Source organism: Priestia sp. J2, from assembly GCF_020790095.1.
Lineage (GTDB): Bacteria > Bacillota > Bacilli > Bacillales > Bacillaceae_H > Priestia > Priestia zanthoxyli.
Map to the genome: position 1 here is coordinate 4,920,675 of NZ_CP086208.1, position 17,784 is coordinate 4,938,458.

The 17,784-nt window shown below is 39.5% G+C and carries 20 protein-coding genes; all 20 read right to left on the minus strand.

Features of this window, described 5'->3' with window-relative positions; all coding sequences use genetic code 11:
• Window position 1 precedes the first annotated feature (1 nt).
• Window positions 2-1,423 (minus strand): F0F1 ATP synthase subunit beta, encoded by a 1,422-nt coding sequence (gene atpD, locus LJY09_RS25530; protein ID WP_013059799.1) that lies wholly within the window; start codon window positions 1,421-1,423, stop codon window positions 2-4.
• A gap of 36 nt (window positions 1,424-1,459) precedes the next feature.
• Window positions 1,460-2,317 carry a F0F1 ATP synthase subunit gamma gene (locus tag LJY09_RS25535; RefSeq protein WP_013059800.1) on the minus strand — a complete coding sequence of 286 codons (858 nt, stop codon included), beginning with the start codon at window positions 2,315-2,317 and terminating at the stop codon, window positions 1,460-1,462.
• Window positions 2,318-2,422: 105 nt separating this feature from the next.
• On the minus strand, window positions 2,423-3,931 hold the full coding sequence (gene atpA, locus LJY09_RS25540; protein ID WP_013085461.1) for a F0F1 ATP synthase subunit alpha: 1,509 nt from the start codon (window positions 3,929-3,931) through the stop codon (window positions 2,423-2,425).
• A 15-nt stretch (window positions 3,932-3,946) separates the two neighbouring features.
• Window positions 3,947-4,492 carry a F0F1 ATP synthase subunit delta gene (locus LJY09_RS25545; RefSeq protein ID WP_028411987.1) on the minus strand — a complete coding sequence of 182 codons (546 nt, stop codon included), beginning with the start codon at window positions 4,490-4,492 and terminating at the stop codon, window positions 3,947-3,949.
• Window positions 4,489-5,007, minus strand: coding sequence for a F0F1 ATP synthase subunit B (locus tag LJY09_RS25550; protein WP_013085463.1), 519 nt, complete (start codon window positions 5,005-5,007; stop codon window positions 4,489-4,491). The genes LJY09_RS25545 and LJY09_RS25550 overlap by 4 nt, the downstream gene beginning before the upstream one ends.
• 102 nt (window positions 5,008-5,109) lie before the next feature.
• A complete protein-coding gene (gene atpE / locus LJY09_RS25555; RefSeq protein ID WP_013059804.1) occupies window positions 5,110-5,322 on the minus strand; it encodes a F0F1 ATP synthase subunit C in 213 nt (70 codons plus the stop codon).
• Window positions 5,323-5,412: 90 nt separating this feature from the next.
• Entirely contained in the window at window positions 5,413-6,123 is a 711-nt protein-coding gene (gene atpB / locus LJY09_RS25560; RefSeq protein WP_013059805.1) for a F0F1 ATP synthase subunit A, read from the minus strand.
• An 18-nt stretch (window positions 6,124-6,141) separates the two neighbouring features.
• On the minus strand, window positions 6,142-6,513 hold the full coding sequence (locus LJY09_RS25565; RefSeq protein ID WP_013059806.1) for an ATP synthase subunit I: 372 nt from the start codon (window positions 6,511-6,513) through the stop codon (window positions 6,142-6,144).
• A 6-nt stretch (window positions 6,514-6,519) separates the two neighbouring features.
• Window positions 6,520-6,741: an AtpZ/AtpI family protein gene (locus LJY09_RS25570; protein ID WP_028411986.1), complete on the minus strand. Its 222-nt coding sequence runs from the start codon at window positions 6,739-6,741 to the stop codon at window positions 6,520-6,522.
• A 297-nt stretch (window positions 6,742-7,038) separates the two neighbouring features.
• Entirely contained in the window at window positions 7,039-9,231 is a 2,193-nt protein-coding gene (locus tag LJY09_RS25575) for a S8 family serine peptidase (protein ID WP_028411984.1), read from the minus strand.
• Between the two features lie 67 nt (window positions 9,232-9,298).
• On the minus strand, window positions 9,299-10,450 hold the full coding sequence (gene wecB / locus LJY09_RS25580) for a non-hydrolyzing UDP-N-acetylglucosamine 2-epimerase (protein ID WP_028411983.1): 1,152 nt from the start codon (window positions 10,448-10,450) through the stop codon (window positions 9,299-9,301).
• A 22-nt stretch (window positions 10,451-10,472) separates the two neighbouring features.
• The gene (upp, locus tag LJY09_RS25585; protein WP_013059810.1) at window positions 10,473-11,102 is read right to left on the minus strand and encodes a uracil phosphoribosyltransferase; all 630 of its coding nucleotides are present in this window, start codon (window positions 11,100-11,102) and stop codon (window positions 10,473-10,475) included.
• A gap of 214 nt (window positions 11,103-11,316) precedes the next feature.
• Window positions 11,317-12,561, minus strand: coding sequence for a serine hydroxymethyltransferase (glyA, locus tag LJY09_RS25590; RefSeq protein WP_013059811.1), 1,245 nt, complete (start codon window positions 12,559-12,561; stop codon window positions 11,317-11,319).
• A 117-nt stretch (window positions 12,562-12,678) separates the two neighbouring features.
• Complete coding sequence (locus LJY09_RS25595; protein ID WP_028411982.1) at window positions 12,679-13,230, minus strand: TIGR01440 family protein; 552 nt, start codon at window positions 13,228-13,230, stop codon at window positions 12,679-12,681.
• 35 nt (window positions 13,231-13,265) lie between these two features.
• Entirely contained in the window at window positions 13,266-13,727 is a 462-nt protein-coding gene (rpiB, locus tag LJY09_RS25600) for a ribose 5-phosphate isomerase B (RefSeq protein ID WP_028411981.1), read from the minus strand.
• 79 nt (window positions 13,728-13,806) lie between these two features.
• Window positions 13,807-14,235, minus strand: a complete 429-nt coding sequence (locus tag LJY09_RS25605) for a low molecular weight protein arginine phosphatase (RefSeq protein ID WP_028411980.1) — start codon at window positions 14,233-14,235, stop codon at window positions 13,807-13,809.
• 231 nt (window positions 14,236-14,466) lie between these two features.
• Window positions 14,467-15,027, minus strand: a complete 561-nt coding sequence (locus LJY09_RS25610; RefSeq protein WP_028411979.1) for a manganese efflux pump MntP — start codon at window positions 15,025-15,027, stop codon at window positions 14,467-14,469.
• A gap of 67 nt (window positions 15,028-15,094) precedes the next feature.
• Window positions 15,095-16,135, minus strand: a complete 1,041-nt coding sequence (locus LJY09_RS25615) for an L-threonylcarbamoyladenylate synthase (protein ID WP_098627061.1) — start codon at window positions 16,133-16,135, stop codon at window positions 15,095-15,097.
• A gap of 192 nt (window positions 16,136-16,327) precedes the next feature.
• Window positions 16,328-16,774, minus strand: coding sequence for a GNAT family N-acetyltransferase (locus LJY09_RS25620; RefSeq protein WP_034263676.1), 447 nt, complete (start codon window positions 16,772-16,774; stop codon window positions 16,328-16,330).
• 85 nt (window positions 16,775-16,859) lie between these two features.
• On the minus strand, window positions 16,860-17,753 hold the full coding sequence (gene spoIIR, locus LJY09_RS25625; RefSeq protein WP_033580396.1) for a stage II sporulation protein R: 894 nt from the start codon (window positions 17,751-17,753) through the stop codon (window positions 16,860-16,862).
• Between the last annotated feature and the right edge of the window lie 31 nt (window positions 17,754-17,784).

Here is a 17,784-nt window from a genome sequence, read left to right on the forward strand (position 1 = left end):
ATTAAACTTCTACTCCCATACGTTTCGCATTTTCAATAACTTCTTCAATGCGACCAACTAAACGGAACGCATCTTCAGGTAAATGATCGTATTTACCTTCCAAGATCTCTTTAAATCCTTTAACAGTTTCTTTTACAGGAACATAAGAACCTTTTTGACCTGTAAATTGTTCTGCTACGTGGAAGTTTTGAGACAAGAAGAATTGAACGCGACGAGCACGTTGTACAACAAGTTTATCTTCATCAGATAACTCATCCATACCTAGGATTGCAATGATATCTTGTAACTCTTTATAACGCTGTAACGTTTGTTGAACTTGACGCGCAATTGCATAGTGCTCTTCTCCAACAATTTCAGGAGATAAAGCGCGAGATGTAGATGCTAATGGATCTACCGCAGGGTAAATACCCATCTCTGATAATTTACGCTCTAAGTTTGTTGTTGCATCTAAGTGAGCAAATGTTGTCGCTGGAGCTGGATCCGTATAGTCATCGGCTGGTACGTAAATCGCTTGAATCGATGTTACAGAACCTACGCTTGTTGACGTGATACGCTCTTGAAGCTGACCCATTTCTGTCGCTAATGTTGGCTGATAACCTACTGCTGATGGCATACGGCCAAGTAATGCTGATACTTCTGAACCCGCTTGTGTGAAACGGAAGATATTATCGATAAAGAATAATACGTCTTGACCTTGTTCGTCACGGAAGTATTCTGCCATTGTTAATCCTGTTAATGCAACACGCTGACGTGCACCAGGCGGCTCATTCATTTGTCCAAATACCATAGCCGTCTTCTTAATAACACCAGAGTCTGTCATTTCATGGTATAAGTCATTACCTTCACGCGTACGCTCACCTACACCAGCGAATACCGAAATACCGCCGTGCTCTTGAGCAATGTTATTGATTAACTCTTGAATTAATACTGTTTTACCTACACCGGCACCACCGAATAGACCGATTTTTCCACCTTTAATGTAAGGAGCTAATAAGTCTACTACTTTAATACCTGTTTCAAGAATTTCAGCTTGTGTAGATAGATTTTCGAACTTTGGTGCTTGACGGTGGATCGGATCACGACGTGCACCTGCATCGATTGGGGCGTCTAAGTCGATTTTTTCACCTAATACGTTAAATACACGACCTAACGTAACGTCACCAACTGGTACTGAGATTGCTGCACCTGTATCTTCTACTTCTAATCCACGAACTAAGCCGTCAGTGGATGACATTGCTACTGTACGAACTGTGTTATCACCTAAGTGAATCGCAACTTCTAATGTTAATTCGATTGCAACTTCACTTGCACTGCTCGGTTTATGTGAAATTTTAAGGGCGTTATAAATTGCCGGAAGGTGTCCGTTGTCAAACTTTACGTCTACAACTGGACCCATGATTTGAGTAACGCGTCCTTTTGTCATCGTGTTCCCTCCTAACTTGCTTTTCCATTAAACTTTCTATTCTAACGCTGCCGCTCCGCCAACAATTTCCGTAATTTCCTGGGTAATTGCCGCTTGACGTGCACGGTTATATGACAATGTAAGATTATTGATAAGATCTTTTGCATTGTCTGTTGCACTTTTCATCGCTGTCATACGAGCAGCATGCTCACTTGCTTTTCCATCAAGCAGGCCGCCGTAAATTAAACTCTCTGCATACTGAGGAAGTAATACTTCTAAAATCTCTTCTTGTGATGGTTCAAATTCATAACCAACAAGTTTACCAGAAGGTTGAAGATCTGTTAGAGGCAATAGCTTCTTCTCCGTCACTTCTTGTGAAATCGTATTGATAAAGTGATTGTAGTATAAGTAAAGTTCATCAAACGTACCGTCCGCAAACATTTGAACTGTTTGTGAAGCAATTCCTTGAATGTCAGCAAAAGCTGGCTGATCTGCTAAGCCTGTGATTTCAAGCAAAACCGGAATACCGCGTTTTACGAAGAAATCTCTCCCTACTCGTCCAATTGCAATCACACCGTATTCATCAGGTGATTGATGGCGTTCTTCAATAGCTTGAGATACTTTTCGCAAAATATTACTGTTATATGCTCCTGCTAGACCGCGATCTGAAGTGATTACGATATAACCAGTCTTCTTCACGCTGCGCGCAGTTAACATTGGATGTGAAGCGCCTCTGCTGCCTAGGGCTACACTTGAGACTACCTCTTGAATTTTTTCCATATATGGAACAAACGATTTTGCATTTTGTTCCGCTCTATTCAGCTTTGCAGCTGAAACCATTTCCATTGCTTTCGTAATCTGGCTCGTTTTTTTCGTCGATGTGATTCGAGTTTGTATATCACGTAATGATGCCAAAGGTTTCACCACCTTGTTTTAGAAGATCACGTGGTATGAAAGGTGAACAAATGTTCACCTTCACCTTATTGAAAGATTGTCTTAACATACCATGCTGACAATATATTATTCAGATGCAATAAATGTTTTCTTGAATTCTTCAAGTGCTGATTCGAATACGCCAGCTTCAGGAAGGCCACCAGTTGTACGGATTGATTCAAGTACTTCTTTACGGTTTGATTCTAACCATGTTAAGTACTCGTCTTCAAAGCGTGTAATATCTGATACTGGAACATCATCTAAGAAGCCTTTTGTTAATGCGTAAAGCACAGCTACTTGTTTTTCTACGCGAAGCGGTTTGTGTAAACCTTGTTTTAAGATTTCAACTGTACGCGCTCCTCGATTTAATTTTGCTTGAGTTGCTTGGTCAAGATCAGAACCGAACTGAGCAAACGATTCAAGCTCACGATAAGATGCAAGGTCTAGACGCAGTGTACCTGCTACCTTTTTCATCGCTTTAATTTGTGCAGATCCCCCTACACGTGATACAGAAAGACCAGCATTAATCGCAGGACGTACGCCTGAGAAGAATAGATCTGACTGTAAGAAAATTTGTCCGTCTGTAATCGAAATTACGTTCGTTGGGATATAAGCAGATACGTCTCCTGCTTGCGTTTCAATAAATGGAAGAGCTGTTAATGAACCTCCACCTTTTGCGTCCGATAACTTTGCCGCACGCTCTAATAAACGAGAGTGCAGATAGAATACATCCCCTGGGTACGCTTCACGACCTGGAGGACGGCGTAATAGTAATGAAAGTTCACGATAAGCTGATGCTTGTTTTGTTAAGTCATCGTAAATAACAAGTACGTGCTTACCGTTATACATAAACTCTTCACCCATTGTTACTCCAGCGTATGGTGCTAAGAATAATAGTGGAGCTGGTTGTGAAGCTGATGCTGTTACAACGATTGTGTAATCTAGAGCACCGTGTTTACGTAATGTCTCTACTACGTTACGAACTGTTGATTCTTTTTGGCCAATCGCTACATAGATACATACCATATCTTGATCTTTTTGGTTTAAGATTGTATCGATTGCTACCGATGTTTTACCCGTTTGACGGTCACCGATAATTAACTCACGCTGTCCACGGCCGATCGGCACAAGTGCGTCAATCGCCTTGATACCTGTTTGAAGCGGCTCATGTACTGATTTACGATCCATAACGCCAGGTGCAGCACCTTCAATTGGACGTGTTTTTGTTGTTTCTACCGGGCCTAAGCCGTCTACTGGCTGACCTAATGAGTTAACAACACGACCGATTAACTGCTCTCCTACTGGAACTTCCATGATGCGTCCTGTACGGCGAACTTCGTCACCTTCACGAATTTCTGTATATGGTCCTAAAATAATGATACCTACATTGTTTTCTTCTAAGTTTTGTGCCATTCCCATGACACCATTTGAAAATTCAACCAGTTCTCCAGCCATGACATTGTCGAGGCCATGAGCACGTGCGATACCATCCCCAACTTGGATAACAGTACCTACATCACTCACTTTAATCTCAGACTGATAGTTTTCAATTTGCTGCTTGATCAGCGCACTAATTTCTTCAGCTTTGATGCTCATGAATTTCACCCCTATCTACGATCTGTGTGCAAGAAGTCCTCGGTGGATCGTTTCTAATTTGCTGCTAATGCTGCCATCATAGATACGATTACCAATGCGAAGCTTCACGCCGCCGATTAGGCTTTTATCTACTACATTTGAAATATTTAACGTATGTTTTCCAACTTTTGAAGCAAATGATTGCGAGATTGCTCGTTTCTCATCTGCGCTTAAAGGTTTGACAGAATAAACAGTTGCGTCTGCCACGCCACGTACTTCGTTCGCTAGGAAACGATACTCTTGCACCATTTGGCTAACAATTTGAATGCGGTGACGCTCTAATAATAGAAGAACCGTATGTTGAACAGTTGGTGAAAGTTCAGCAAATGCCTCACTTACAAACTGTTTTTTTCGCTCAATTGTAATTTTTGGATGAGTTAATACATCCATTAATTCAGGTGTTTTAGCAAACACCTCTTCAACGATTTGTAGCTGGTCTTGCATTTCATCGATCATCTGTTTTTCTGTTGCTAATTGAAAAAGAGCTAGTGCATAGCGCTTGGCTACAGCTGGTTGACTCATCGTACATCCCCTACTTCTTGGATATATTCATGAATTAACTTCTCTTGATCTTGTTCAGAAAGTTCTTTTTCAATAACTTTCGACGCAATTAAAACAGATAATGAAGCAACTTGCTCACGTAACGCAGCAACTGCTTGATCTTTTTGCTGTTCGATTTCTTGTTTTGCTGCAGCTTTTAGACGCTCAGACTCTTCGCGTGCTGCCGCAATGATTTCTTCTTTTTTATCTTCTGCAGACTTTCTAGCGTTTTCCATCATTACTTGCACTTCTTGACGAGATTGCTTTAAGATTTCACGCTGCTCTTCAACAAGCTTCTTCGCTTCCTCATTTTGCTTTTCTGCTTCATCAATCTCACCGGCAATATGCTCTTCACGTTTTTTCATGATTCCCATTACAGGACCAAACGCGAATTTTTGAAGTAACGCAAGTAGGATAAGGAACATCACTAATTGGAAAAGAATATCTCCACCATTAATGCCTGCTGCTCCTAACACAAACATGTTCGACACGGCCATGTTCACTCCCTTCAGAGACTCCACATATATAATTTACTTCTTAAAGACATAAAGTAATGGCGAAGGTTCTTTTGAATGATCTTCGCCACATGTAACACATTATTATTTACCTTGTACCATGAATGCAATAACTACGGCGATAATTGGAAGCGCCTCAACTAAGGCAACCCCAACGAACATCATTGAAGTTAATGTACCACGTGCTTCTGGTTGGCGAGCTGTGCCTTCAATCGTCTTAGAAACGATAAGACCGTTACCAATACCAGCACCTAGTGCCGCTAAACCAATCGCAATTGCAGATGCTATTAAACCCATTTTATAAAGTCCTCCCTTAATATATATGATTTTGTTTAACTAAGTTTTGTTTTGTCCAAATTGGGTATTACTTGAACAAAGCTTTATAAATTAATGGTCGCTACTCACTTTGTGAGATAAATAAACCATCGTTAACATTGTGAAAATGAAGGCCTGAATTGCGCCTACAAAAATACTGAATCCTTGCCATAAAAGCATTGGGATAGCAGCTCCAATTGTACCTAGGAAGCCTGTTGTTGCTAAACCAGCTAGCAAGCTTAACAAAATTTCCCCAGCATAAATATTACCGTAAAGACGAAGGCCAAGCGTTAACGTATTGGCAAACTCCTCGATAATCTTAAGCGGGAATAAAAATGCCATTGGCTTGAAGTAATCTTTCGTGTATGCAGAGAAACCTCGCATTTTAATACCATAATAATGTGATAGTACAACTACCATAACGGCTAACGTCAGCGTAATTGCTGGATCAGCGGTTGGCGATTTCCACCATAAGTTATGGTCAATCACGATGGCGAATGGAAGACCCAACATATTTGACACAAAAATGTACATAAGTAAAGTTACACCTAGCGTCAAAAAGCGGCCACCTGTTTTCCAATCCATATTGCTATTAACGAGTCCTTTAACAAAATCTAAGACCCATTCAATAAAGTTTTGTGCACCGCTTGGCTTCATAGCAAGAGTACGAGTACATAAAACTGCAATTAAGAATACAATAACAGAAGCTACGGTAACCATAAGCAAGTTACTTTGACTAAAAGTAAGGCCTAGAAACTCTATAGTTGGTGATTCATGACCCAACTGTGTTCACCTCTCTTTCTATCTTCTACGCATATTTTGAACAACTAAATCTATGATAATGACAACATAATACGTCATTAATCCCACAACTACACTAATAATATGAAAGGTTTTTGGATAAGAGATGGTAATCACAACTGCGAGAGCAGCTGTTGCAAATCTTACAACAGTCCCAATTGAACGGGGCTTTTTCCCCTCATCCAACGCCTGTCCAAACTGCTCAAACTTTCTTACTAAGTTCCACAAATTATACAAACTCAGGGCGGTTCCTAAAATTAAACCTGCAAAAACAGCCTTATAACTTGTAAATCCCCAGCCGAGAACGTATAATGCTAACAAATACAATATGTATGAACGAAGTCTTGGAAAAACGTGCTGCAAATCCTGCATGAATTATTAATCTCCTGAAAAAAAATGGTGGACTGTCCGCAGCATCATAAAAACACCTGCTGCTAGCCCTGAAAGAAGGCCTAAAATCAAAAATAGTGGTTCGGTGTCAAGCCATTGATCAGCCCATCTTCCAGAGAATAAGCCAATTAAGACTGAACCTGCTAACTGTGATAGAATGATTGACACTAATGCCATCGCTTGCAAAGGATGACGGTTGCGATGTTTCATAAGCTCATACCCCTTTTGCAAAATTTTCTTTTTTCCGAATTCTCTATCGTTTTCATAGCTCAATATATGATAGAAAGGCAAAAAAAATTGCTAAAAAAGGTAAAAACAGCTAATAAAATACGCAGAAATATCAACGGTTTTCACAGGTTGAAAACCTTATCATTTATATTCCCTGTAAGCATACAATAGCGTATATTTAATGTCAATGTGTTTAAGCTAAAAACTTCACAATCTCTTCTTATTGTTCACATTTCTGCCACACATAAAACCTCTTCAAATGAAAACATTTAAAGAGGTTCATTCAATCGTTATTGTACTGTGTACAACCTGCTCTTGTCTATGCTTTTTCACAAATGCAAATATTTGGTACACTCCTGGTACAAGCGATTCATCAATCGTTATTTTTCGTTTTCTCATGCCTCTTTCTACATCCACGTCAACATCTAAATACGATACAAACTGTAAAGACTGCTTATCAAAAAGAGCGACGCCTAACTGATCTGCTCCTTCAGGCAAAAACAGTTCATAGCTATACGTATTTTTCTCTTTTTCCGCTGCTACTTGCAATCCCATGACGCGAGGATAATCTGGAATGCTAATCATGTACATATAGGGAAGCGAAAATGTTTCACGTGAATCATTTATTTCCAAATATCCGTCATATATACCTTTATTTTTAAAACGGGGCTGCACCGATAAAGTGACAGCTATCTCTTTTGTCTGACGGGGTGGCACCGTGACGGGTAATGGAACATCCCAGTTCACTCCTTCATCCCTTTTTGGAACGTTTAAGCGATACGTTTTTGCTTTATCAGACTGGTTATCAATTTTAAAAGATAAAACTTTCTTTGATGGACGCGTAAAAATACCAAAAGATAAAGAAGATGGATAAAACAAAGATTCTGCTGTGACGGCTTTTGCTATTTGAATTCTTCCCGCTCCTTGTTCATATACGCGATACGTTTGACCGTTTAGCTGCTGCATTACTTTACTGGTGTTCATCAATGAAGCTTTGACTTGTTCAGGAGACCAGTTCGGGTGAGCTTGTAAAATCAGCGCACACGCTCCAGCTACATGGGGCGCAGCCATACTTGTGCCATGCATGCGTTCATATCCTCCAGGAACTGTACTATTAATGAAGTAACCTGGTGCGACGACGTCTGGTTTGATTCCCCAAGTAGTCGTTACAGGCCCTCTTGAACTGAAAGATGTGAGCAAGTCTTGCACCACTTGCTGGCCAGTGCGTAAGTACGGTTGTTGAGACTGAATGTGTTGGGTAATGGTGTCACCGCTTTTTTTACTTACCCATATCACGGGAATATTTACTGACTCTTTTAGTTTACTGACTATGCTTTTTTCTGTCGGGCTATATAAAATAACCGCTTTTGCTCCCGCCTGTTCAGCTTGTTTAATCTTTTTTTGAACCGCATTTCCTTCTGCTTTTAGCAAAATGACGTTACCCGACGCATGCTTTTGCTCTTTGGAATCTTCTTCATTTATTACACGCAGCGTTTGATTAAACGTCCATGGACGAGACCCTTCTACTGGCGCCATCATAATTTTTTCTTTGTTAAATCCAATTGTTAGAAATTGAACTGTTGTCGGAGAAACAGAAGCGCCAACGGAAATAGCTTTTCCCGCTGTACCCGGAGAGCCCACCGTCCATAAACCTGGACCTGAATTGCCGCTAGATGTAACCGTTACAATTCCTTTTTCAACAGCTCGATCTAACGCTAAGCTTGTTGGTAAATCAGGGCCATTCACATCATTTCCTAATGATAAATTAATAATATCTACATCATCTTGAATTGCTTTTTCAATAGCTAGAATAACACTTTCAGACGTTCCAGCTCCTCCAGGTCCAAGAGCTCGGTATGCATAGATTTCCGCTTGGGGTGCTACGCCTGTAATATTCCCATTCGCTGCAATAATACCAGCTACATGAGTACCGTGCAGAGTCGGTTCTCCTTGCTCACGAGTGGTTTCCATCGGCTCATAATCTTCATCTATTACATCGTAACCCCCTCTGTAGGTTTGTTTTAAATCAGGATGAGAATAATCAACCCCCGTATCGATAACGCCTACTTTGATCCCTTTTCCTGTTAAGCGCTGATTGTGAGTATCAAACAAGCCTCTTACCTGTTCTGAGCCAATGAACGTTACGCTATTTTCTTCTGTAACCTGATAGTTTTTAATAGAATGTGAACTAATAATAGATGGATTCTGAGATAGTTTTTCCAAATCCGAGATGGAGCCGTTTAATGAAAGTCCTGTAAACACCGTGTGAAATTCGCTCTTAATCTTTATATTAGGATAATTTTTTTGTAGCTGACTTTTAAATTTCGTGAATTTTTCTTTTTTAATCATCACAATGATTGATTTTTCCTGATGATTCATTTCTTGTTTTATAGAAGGAAATGTCGGATTGAGCGACATTTGCCCTCCCCCACTCCCCAATATAAAGCTAATCATTAACCATTTAATCCACATAAAAAAACACCTCTCACACTATCGTGTCTCAAAGAGACGCTTTTCATGTGAAAGGTGTTTAGAAATCTTACGAAAGCGGATTAAAAGCTTCCGGTCTGTTTTCACGGCGGTTGAAATAGTAGCTAATAGCATCACAAATGCGTTTAGAAGCTAAGCCGTCTCCGTAAGGATTCGATGCTTGTGACATTTGCTTATATACGCCTTCATCTATTAACAGCTCTTTTGCTAGCGTATAAATCGTTTCTTCTTCCGTGCCTGCTAGTTTGAGCGTTCCTGCTTCAATTCCTTCCGGGCGCTCTGTTGTATCGCGAAGTACCAATACAGGTACGCCTAATGAAGGAGCTTCTTCTTGAACACCGCCCGAATCTGTCAAAATAATATGAGCGCGCTCAGCGAAGTTATGGAAGTCAATTACATCTAACGGTTCAATTAAATGAATGCGCGGGTCATTTCCTAAGATATCGTTTGCTGTTTCTCTAACTACTGGATTCAAATGAACAGGATACACAACTTGCACATCTTCATGTTCATCTACAATACGCTTAACAGCACGGAACATATTTTTCATTGGTTCGCCTAAATTTTCGCGGCGATGTGCCGTTAACAAAATAAGACGATCATCTCCCAATTTCGTTAACACTTCATGCTCATATGTCTCTTTTACTGTTGTTTTTAACGCATCGATAGCTGTATTTCCAGTCACAAAGATTCGCTCTTCTTTTTTGTTCTCTACTTGCAAATTAGCTGCAGACTTATCTGTTGGAGCAAAGTGCAAATCAGCGAGAACACCTGTAAGCTGACGGTTCATTTCTTCCGGGTATGGAGAATATTTATTCCATGTGCGCAAACCTGCTTCAACATGCCCGACCTGAATCTGATTATAAAAAGCTGCTAGCCCAGCAATAAACGTCGTAGTTGTATCACCGTGTACAAGTACCATGTCCGGCTTTACTTTTTTCATTACGTCGTCCAAGCCTTGTAATCCTCTGGTCGTTACGTCCATAAGGGTTTGGCGATCCTTCATAATGTTCAGGTCATAGTCAGGCTGAATGTCAAAGATGCTCAATACTTGGTCTAACATTTCACGGTGCTGAGCCGTTACTGTAACAATTGCTTCGAACTCTTCTGGTCGCTTTTTAAGCTCTAATACTAGAGGAGCCATTTTAATTGCTTCTGGTCTTGTCCCGAATATCGTCATTACTTTAATTGGCTGCTTCATGTTCATCACCCAAATCTACAAATTATTTTGTACCGAATAAACGATCCCCTGCATCACCTAAACCTGGAACAATATATCCATGGTCATTTAATTTTTCATCTAATGCTGCAATGTAAATATCTACGTCAGGGTGTGCTTCTTTTACAATTTCCACGCCTTCAGGAGCAGCAATTAAACACATAAATTTAATGTTTTTAGCGCCTCTTTTTTTCAGAGAGTTGATTGCTTCTACAGCTGACCCTCCTGTTGCAAGCATAGGATCTACTACAATAAAGTCACGCTCTTCTACATCATTAGGTAGCTTTACATAATATTCAACAGGCTGTAATGTTTCTGGATCACGATATAAGCCAACGTGTCCAACTTTAGCAGCTGGCATTAGTTTTAAAAATCCATCTACCATGCCGATACCAGCACGAAGAATTGGAACGATACCAAGCTTTTTCCCTGCAATAACTTTTGACTTTGTTTTGCAAACCGGTGTTTCAATTTCGACATCTTCTAGCGGTAAATCACGTGTTGCTTCAAAAGCCATTAAGCTTGCCACTTCATCAACTAATTCACGAAACTCTTTCGTTCCCGTTTTTACATCGCGTATGTAAGTTAATTTGTGTTGAATAAGCGGGTGATCAAATACGTATACTTTGCCCATTGATATCTCTCCTTATATATAAAGATGTACACATTAAAATACCATTCAACGAATTGAATGGTACGTACTAGTAAAAACATATCTCTTGCTAATTAAATTTATACATTGCATTCATTTTACAGAAAAAAGTTTTTGAGTTCAAGCATTATTCAAAAAATGATTGAATTGCTACCACTTTCTCCATAAAAAAAACAGGCACAAAGGCCTGTCTCTCTTAAAGTGATTTATACATTTCAAACTTGCTTGTTAAAGCTTCAACGCGTGTTTTAGCTTCAGCTAACTTTTCTTCATCTTCAATATTTTTAAGCGTTAATCCGATGATAGAAGCAATTTCATCCATCTCTTCTAAGCCAAATCCGCGAGTTGTAACCGCAGCTGTACCAATACGGATACCGCTTGTTACAAATGGGCTTTGCTCATCATAAGGAATTGTATTTTTGTTTGTTGTAATACCTACATCATCAAGCGCTTTTTCAGCTACTTTACCTGTCAAATTCATTGAGCTTACGTCGATTAACACAAGGTGATTGTCTGTTCCTTCAGATACAAGAGCAAATCCTTCTTTCTTTAATCCTTCTGCTAAACGATTAGCATTGTCGATGATATTTTGAGCATAGTGCTTAAACTCATCTTGTAATGCTTCACCAAATGCTACTGCTTTTGCAGCGATAACGTGCATCAATGGACCACCTTGAATACCAGGGAAGATCGACTTATCAATCTTTTTCGCAAATTCTTCTTTACATAAAATCATACCGCCGCGTGGTCCGCGTAGTGTTTTATGTGTTGTAGTTGTAACGAAATGAGCATGTGGCACAGGATTTTGATGAAGTCCTGCAGCTACTAGACCAGCAATATGAGCCATGTCTACCATTAAATAAGCGCCTACTTCATCAGCGATTTCACGGAAACGCTTGAAGTCGATTGCGCGTGGATATGCGCTTGCACCAGCCACAATTAATTTTGGTTTGTGTGTACGAGCTTTTTCTAATACGTCATCGTAGTTAATGCGATGTGTTTCGCGATCTACACCATATTCGATGAAATTGTACTGAACACCACTAAAGTTAACAGGACTTCCGTGCGTTAAGTGACCGCCGTGCGATAAATTCATACCAAGTACTGTGTCTCCAGCCTCTAAAACAGTGAAGTATACAGCCATGTTTGCTTGTGCACCTGAGTGAGGTTGAACGTTCACGTGCTCTGCTCCGAAAATTTCTTTTGCACGATCACGAGCTAAGTCTTCTACTACATCCACGTGTTCACAACCACCGTAGTAACGTTTAGCTGGATAGCCTTCAGCATATTTATTTGTTAAAACTGAACCTTGTGCTTCCATTACCGCTGTTGTTACAAAGTTTTCTGAAGCAATTAGCTCAATCTTAGTACGTTGTCTTTGTAATTCATCCTTGATCGCATTATAAACTGCTGGATCTTGTTGCATTAGTTGTTTCTCCATCAAAATCCTCTCCTCGTTTCGTATTCGCAATGTTCGTTATTTGTTAATTCAACTACATTGTAACATGATTTATTTAGAATAAAAAAGAAAAAATGTGTATTATTTTAATATATTTAATTACGAAAGTTCGTAAAACGCTCTCATTCCACCGATTAGTTTTGGACGCGTCTTTGCTAAAGTAACATGAGCGTGTCCAACTGCGTTCAACGTACAACGAACGGGTACTGCGACATGCTTTAAATGCATACCAATGAATGTATCTCCAATATCAATCCCAGCATCAGCTTTAATAAACTCTACTAAAACAGGATCTTTAAGCTGGCCATAGGCCTGTGTAGCCATCGCTCCACCTGCTTTATGAATAGGAACAACACTAACGATTTCTAAGCGTTCTTTACGAGCTAATTCTCTTTCTACTACCAGTGCTCGATTAAGATGTTCACAGCATTGAAATGCTAAGTGGACACCCGTTTTTTTTCGAAAATCTGCTAGTGTATCAAAGATCATTTCTGCAACTTCCATTGCGCCTGCGGTTCCTATTTTTTCACCAATTACCTCACTTGTACTGCATCCAATGACAAGTGTATGTTCTGAAGATAACTGCACTTGTGCTGAAAAATCAGATAAAACTGTTTCCAACTGCTCTTTCCATTTCGTAAGTTCAGACACGTTTTTCTTCCTTTCTTCCATTGAATACGTTCACATTATGCCGTTACTGTTGCATCACTTTGCTGCTCATACTGTTTAATTTTATTCACGCGATTTTCATGTCGCCCGCCTTCAAATTCTGTCGTTAACCAAATTTTCGCAATTTCACGTGCAAGTCCCGGCCCAATGACGCGTTCACCCATTGCTAAAATGTTGCTATCATTATGTTCTCTTGTGGCTTTTGCACTAAACGTATCATGCACTAGAGCGCAGCGAATTCCCTTTACTTTATTAGCTGCTATGCTCATACCGATGCCTGTTCCGCAAATAAGAATGCCTCGACTTACTTCTTGGCTCGCCACTTTTTGAGCAACGGGAAGTGCATAATCCGGATAATCGACAGATGCTGAGCATTCACACCCTAAATCCACATATTCAATATTTAATTCTTCCATTAAAGAGATAATTTCCTGTCGTAAATTTATACCGCCGTGGTCAGATGCAATAGCTACTTTCATCTTTGTTTCCTCCTCATACATACCTTCATCTTCTATTAATTTTTGTTCAGTTTAAGTCTGCAAAAATTTATGGGACCTTTTATAATTTGTCGACTATTTTGTTAATCATACGCTCTAACTCTTCTAAAGTCTGTTCGTACGTCTGTAATGATCCGCCGAACGGATCAGATACTTCACCTTGCTCGCCGGCAAATTCTTTTAGCGTAAATAATTTATCACTTACGTATGGAGCTTGGTTCAAAATTAGCATTTTATGCTGCTCCGTCATCGTAAAAATATAAGTAGCCCACATCAATTGTTCTTCCGTTAATGCTGCCGAAGCATGAGAACAAGCTATGCCTTTCTGTTGAAGGGCAACTTGTGCATGAACAGAAGCTTCACTTCCATTTGAAGCGAATACACCTGCAGACTTCACGTTTATTCCATCTATTTTTTTAGCTTTCAGCAACGCTTCTGCCATAGGGCTGCGGCACGTGTTTCCTGTACATACAAATAAGATGTTTTTCAAGATACATCCTCCCTTGCTTTCACTATGTGCGACTATGTTGATATTCCACCCTATTGTATCTCTATTGCTTGCATAAATCCAGTTAGCTTTTTTGGGTGTTTTTTATCCATAATCTCTTTATTTATCTTGAAAAAAACACCTTCGCTTTCCTTTTTTTATTGCTGTAATCTAAAAGAAGCAAAAAAAGACCATAACCTGCATGGTCATGGTCCTTTACCTATTTATATATAGTTAAAAAGGTAATAGCAATTTGATGCCAAAAGCTAATAAAATGCTCCCGCCCAGTGCCTCACTATATGAACCAAGCCAGCCTTGTACTCTTCTGCCGAGCAACAGTCCTAACCAAGTTAATAGCATACTCACTACGCCAAAAACAATAATGGTCAAAAACGTTCTTGCCCCAAAAATACCTAAGCTAAGTCCAACAGAAAAACTATCTAGACTCACGCTGAGCGCAAAAAATAACAGTCCAAAGCCAACTGGTTTGATAAACGGCGTATCGTCATGCTTAAAGGAGGAATAAATCATCTGCGCCCCAAGAATCAGCAATAAAATTCCACCGCCATAGGTAGCAAACATTCCAAGTTTATCAGACAAAAGTCGTCCAATAAACATGCCCAATAGCGGCATCCAAATATGAAATATACCGATAACAACACCAATGTAGAAAATTTGGCGAAAGCGTAAACGAATTAACCCCATTCCCAAACCAACTGAGAAAGCATCCATTCCTAAGGCAAACGCCATAATGACTAACGTGATCATTTCACTAATTAACTGAGATACATTCATCTTTACCCTCCTCGGACGTGCTCCTATTTCAAAATATGCACATTCGAAAAGGTTTAGAAGATGAATTTTATTGCTTAATCACGTGATGTCCTGCAGCTTTCATTAATCGATTCATAACGGCATGACCGACTCCTTCTTCAGAAAAACTTTCACTAACGATAATATCTACATCGCACTCATTAAATGAACGAAGAGACTCATATAAGTGGCTAGCAACCGTCTCTAAATTTGAGCGAGATCCACATGTAATGACGGCATCGGCTTTATACACATCTTCATGTTCAGATGTCGTTAATACCCCTACTCGCTTACCCTGATCTTGATAGTGATCAATAATAGATTGGAAAAAATCTGAACTGCCGTCAACAATGACAAGCGGTGCATCAGGTGCGTAATGCGTATATTTCATACCTGGAGATTTTGGCGCTTCTTTATCACTTATTAACGCTCGATCTACTTTTACGGGACCAATTACACTTTCTAACTCTTTCTGAGTAATGCCGCCTGGACGTAAAATAATAGGAATCTCTTCAGTACAATCAAGGACAGTCGACTCTACTCCTACCCCTGTCGCTCCTCCGTCTACAACTCCGCTAATACGCCCTTCTAAATCATTCATCACGTGGTGAGCTAAAGTGGGGCTTGGCTTGCCGGAGAGGTTTGCACTAGGAGCCGCGATAGGCAAAGCCACTTTTTTCAATAATGCAAGAGCTACCGGATGTGATGGCATTCTCACTGCAATGCTGTTTAAACCAGCCGTAACCTTATCTGAAACTTGATCTTTTTTAGGTAATATCACGGTAAGAGGACCTGGCCAAAAAGCATCAATCACTTTCTCTGCTTTTGAAGGAATTGACTCTACAAATGTATGCAGCTGCTCTTTATCTCCAATATGAACAATAAGAGGGTTATCACTAGGACGTCCTTTTGCTGCAAAAATTTTATCCACAGCTTTATCCGATGTTGCATCTCCTCCTAATCCATACACCGTCTCTGTAGGAAAAGCAACCACTTCGTGGTTGCGCAGCAAATCTGCTGCTTCTTCTATCTGTGGATAAATATCTTTTTCGTTCATAAAATTATCCACAACCCATAACTTAGTTTCCATCTTCTTCAACTCCTTTTTCTTTCTATATCTAGGTTTTTTTTACTTTAAAAGTACAATATGTATCAAAAACAGTAAAATACATGCATTCATTATATCAGCAAACAAGCTTTATCCACAAAATGTGGATAAAGCTTAGATTTTTGTGAATAACATTGTGGATACCCCATTAAAATGATTTATCCACATTTCCTTTTAACTAGCTGCATAAAACATCACGTAGACATCCTTAGGATTTGGTAACTGTTTTAAATACGAATGTTCTTTTAACAAATCAGGTAGAGCACTATAAGATGTTTGCTGAAAATTCATCATTTGAAAAAAATGCAGAGAGGATGCCTTATTTGTTAGTAAATATAGTTGCTTCACACCATGCTTTTGAGCCAGCTGAACGATACTTTTAAATAGCAGCAGAATATCAGATTGCATCAAAGAAGGTGACACGACAAGGGAGCGAAGAATTCCGTCCATGCCTTCTTTTTCAAACCCAACTGTTGCTAGCAGCTCGCCTTCTTCACTTTCCATGATGACAAATTGATGAATATGTTCTTCTACACCCGCTGTGCTAATACCCGCTTTTTGTAAAAACTTCTGAATTCGAATATAATCATTTTTACTGGCAATTTTTAATTGTTCTCTCATTTTAATCACCTCAACTTGTTTTCTAGTAACAAATCTATGAGATGGTTAAAAAAAGTAGAACTGAATTTTATTTTTAATGATTCTATTAATTAAATACGGACGATACCCATTCTACTACAAAAAACTTAACTTCTACAGAATCTTCTTTCGATTTAGCATCAGCTTTTTTCTTAGATGAAACAGACTTTTCAGCTTCCTTACTTTCCTTTTTCTCAGCCTTAGCGCTTGTTTCTTCTTTCGCTGTGTTGCTTGTATCCTTTGCAGCTGCTTCTTTAGAAGATGCCGTTGGTTGAGAAGGTTCCTCAGCTTTCTGCTTAATAGAATCCGATGTAATAGTTGCAGATTGAATTTCTGTCTTCACTGCGGGTTCTTTACTTTCAGCCGACGTATCATCTGTTTTGTCTGCAGATTTTAATTCAGAAGCTGCTGGTTTTTCTTTTTCTGCCTTTGGTTCTTCTTCAGATGGCTCTGGCGCTTTTACCGCTTCACCGTTTGAAAAATCTAAGAAGCATAAAGGAGGAAATAGTACACACCACCAGTTTGCTCCTTCTCCTTTACCAAGAGTAATAAGCACGGCTTCATACTCACCTGCTGGATATAAAAACTGACCGTACAACTTAGTAGGAAACTCTACTTTTCCGAATTTAACGTGAACAGATTCATTTACGCCTTCTTCTTTTAGCACTTCTTTCGCAATTGTCTCAAGCGCTGGCAAATTTTCTTTAATTGTTTTTCGAGCTACAGTTACAGATGTTAAATCTTTTACCCATTCTGTAATTTGTTCGTTCACACGGTCACGAATCAGACGTTTTACGTACTGATCTTTTTCACCGTCGCTGTTTGCTAAAATACGCAGTCGAATTGCCTCGTCTGGAATGACTGCAGGCTGATCTGCCTGCACTTGGTTATGTGTATATATAAGTTGAGCATTTGCTCCAATAATTAATAAAATAAAATAAATGATAGCATATTTCTTCATTTCGGCCACCGCCCTTTCATAGGAACAGTAT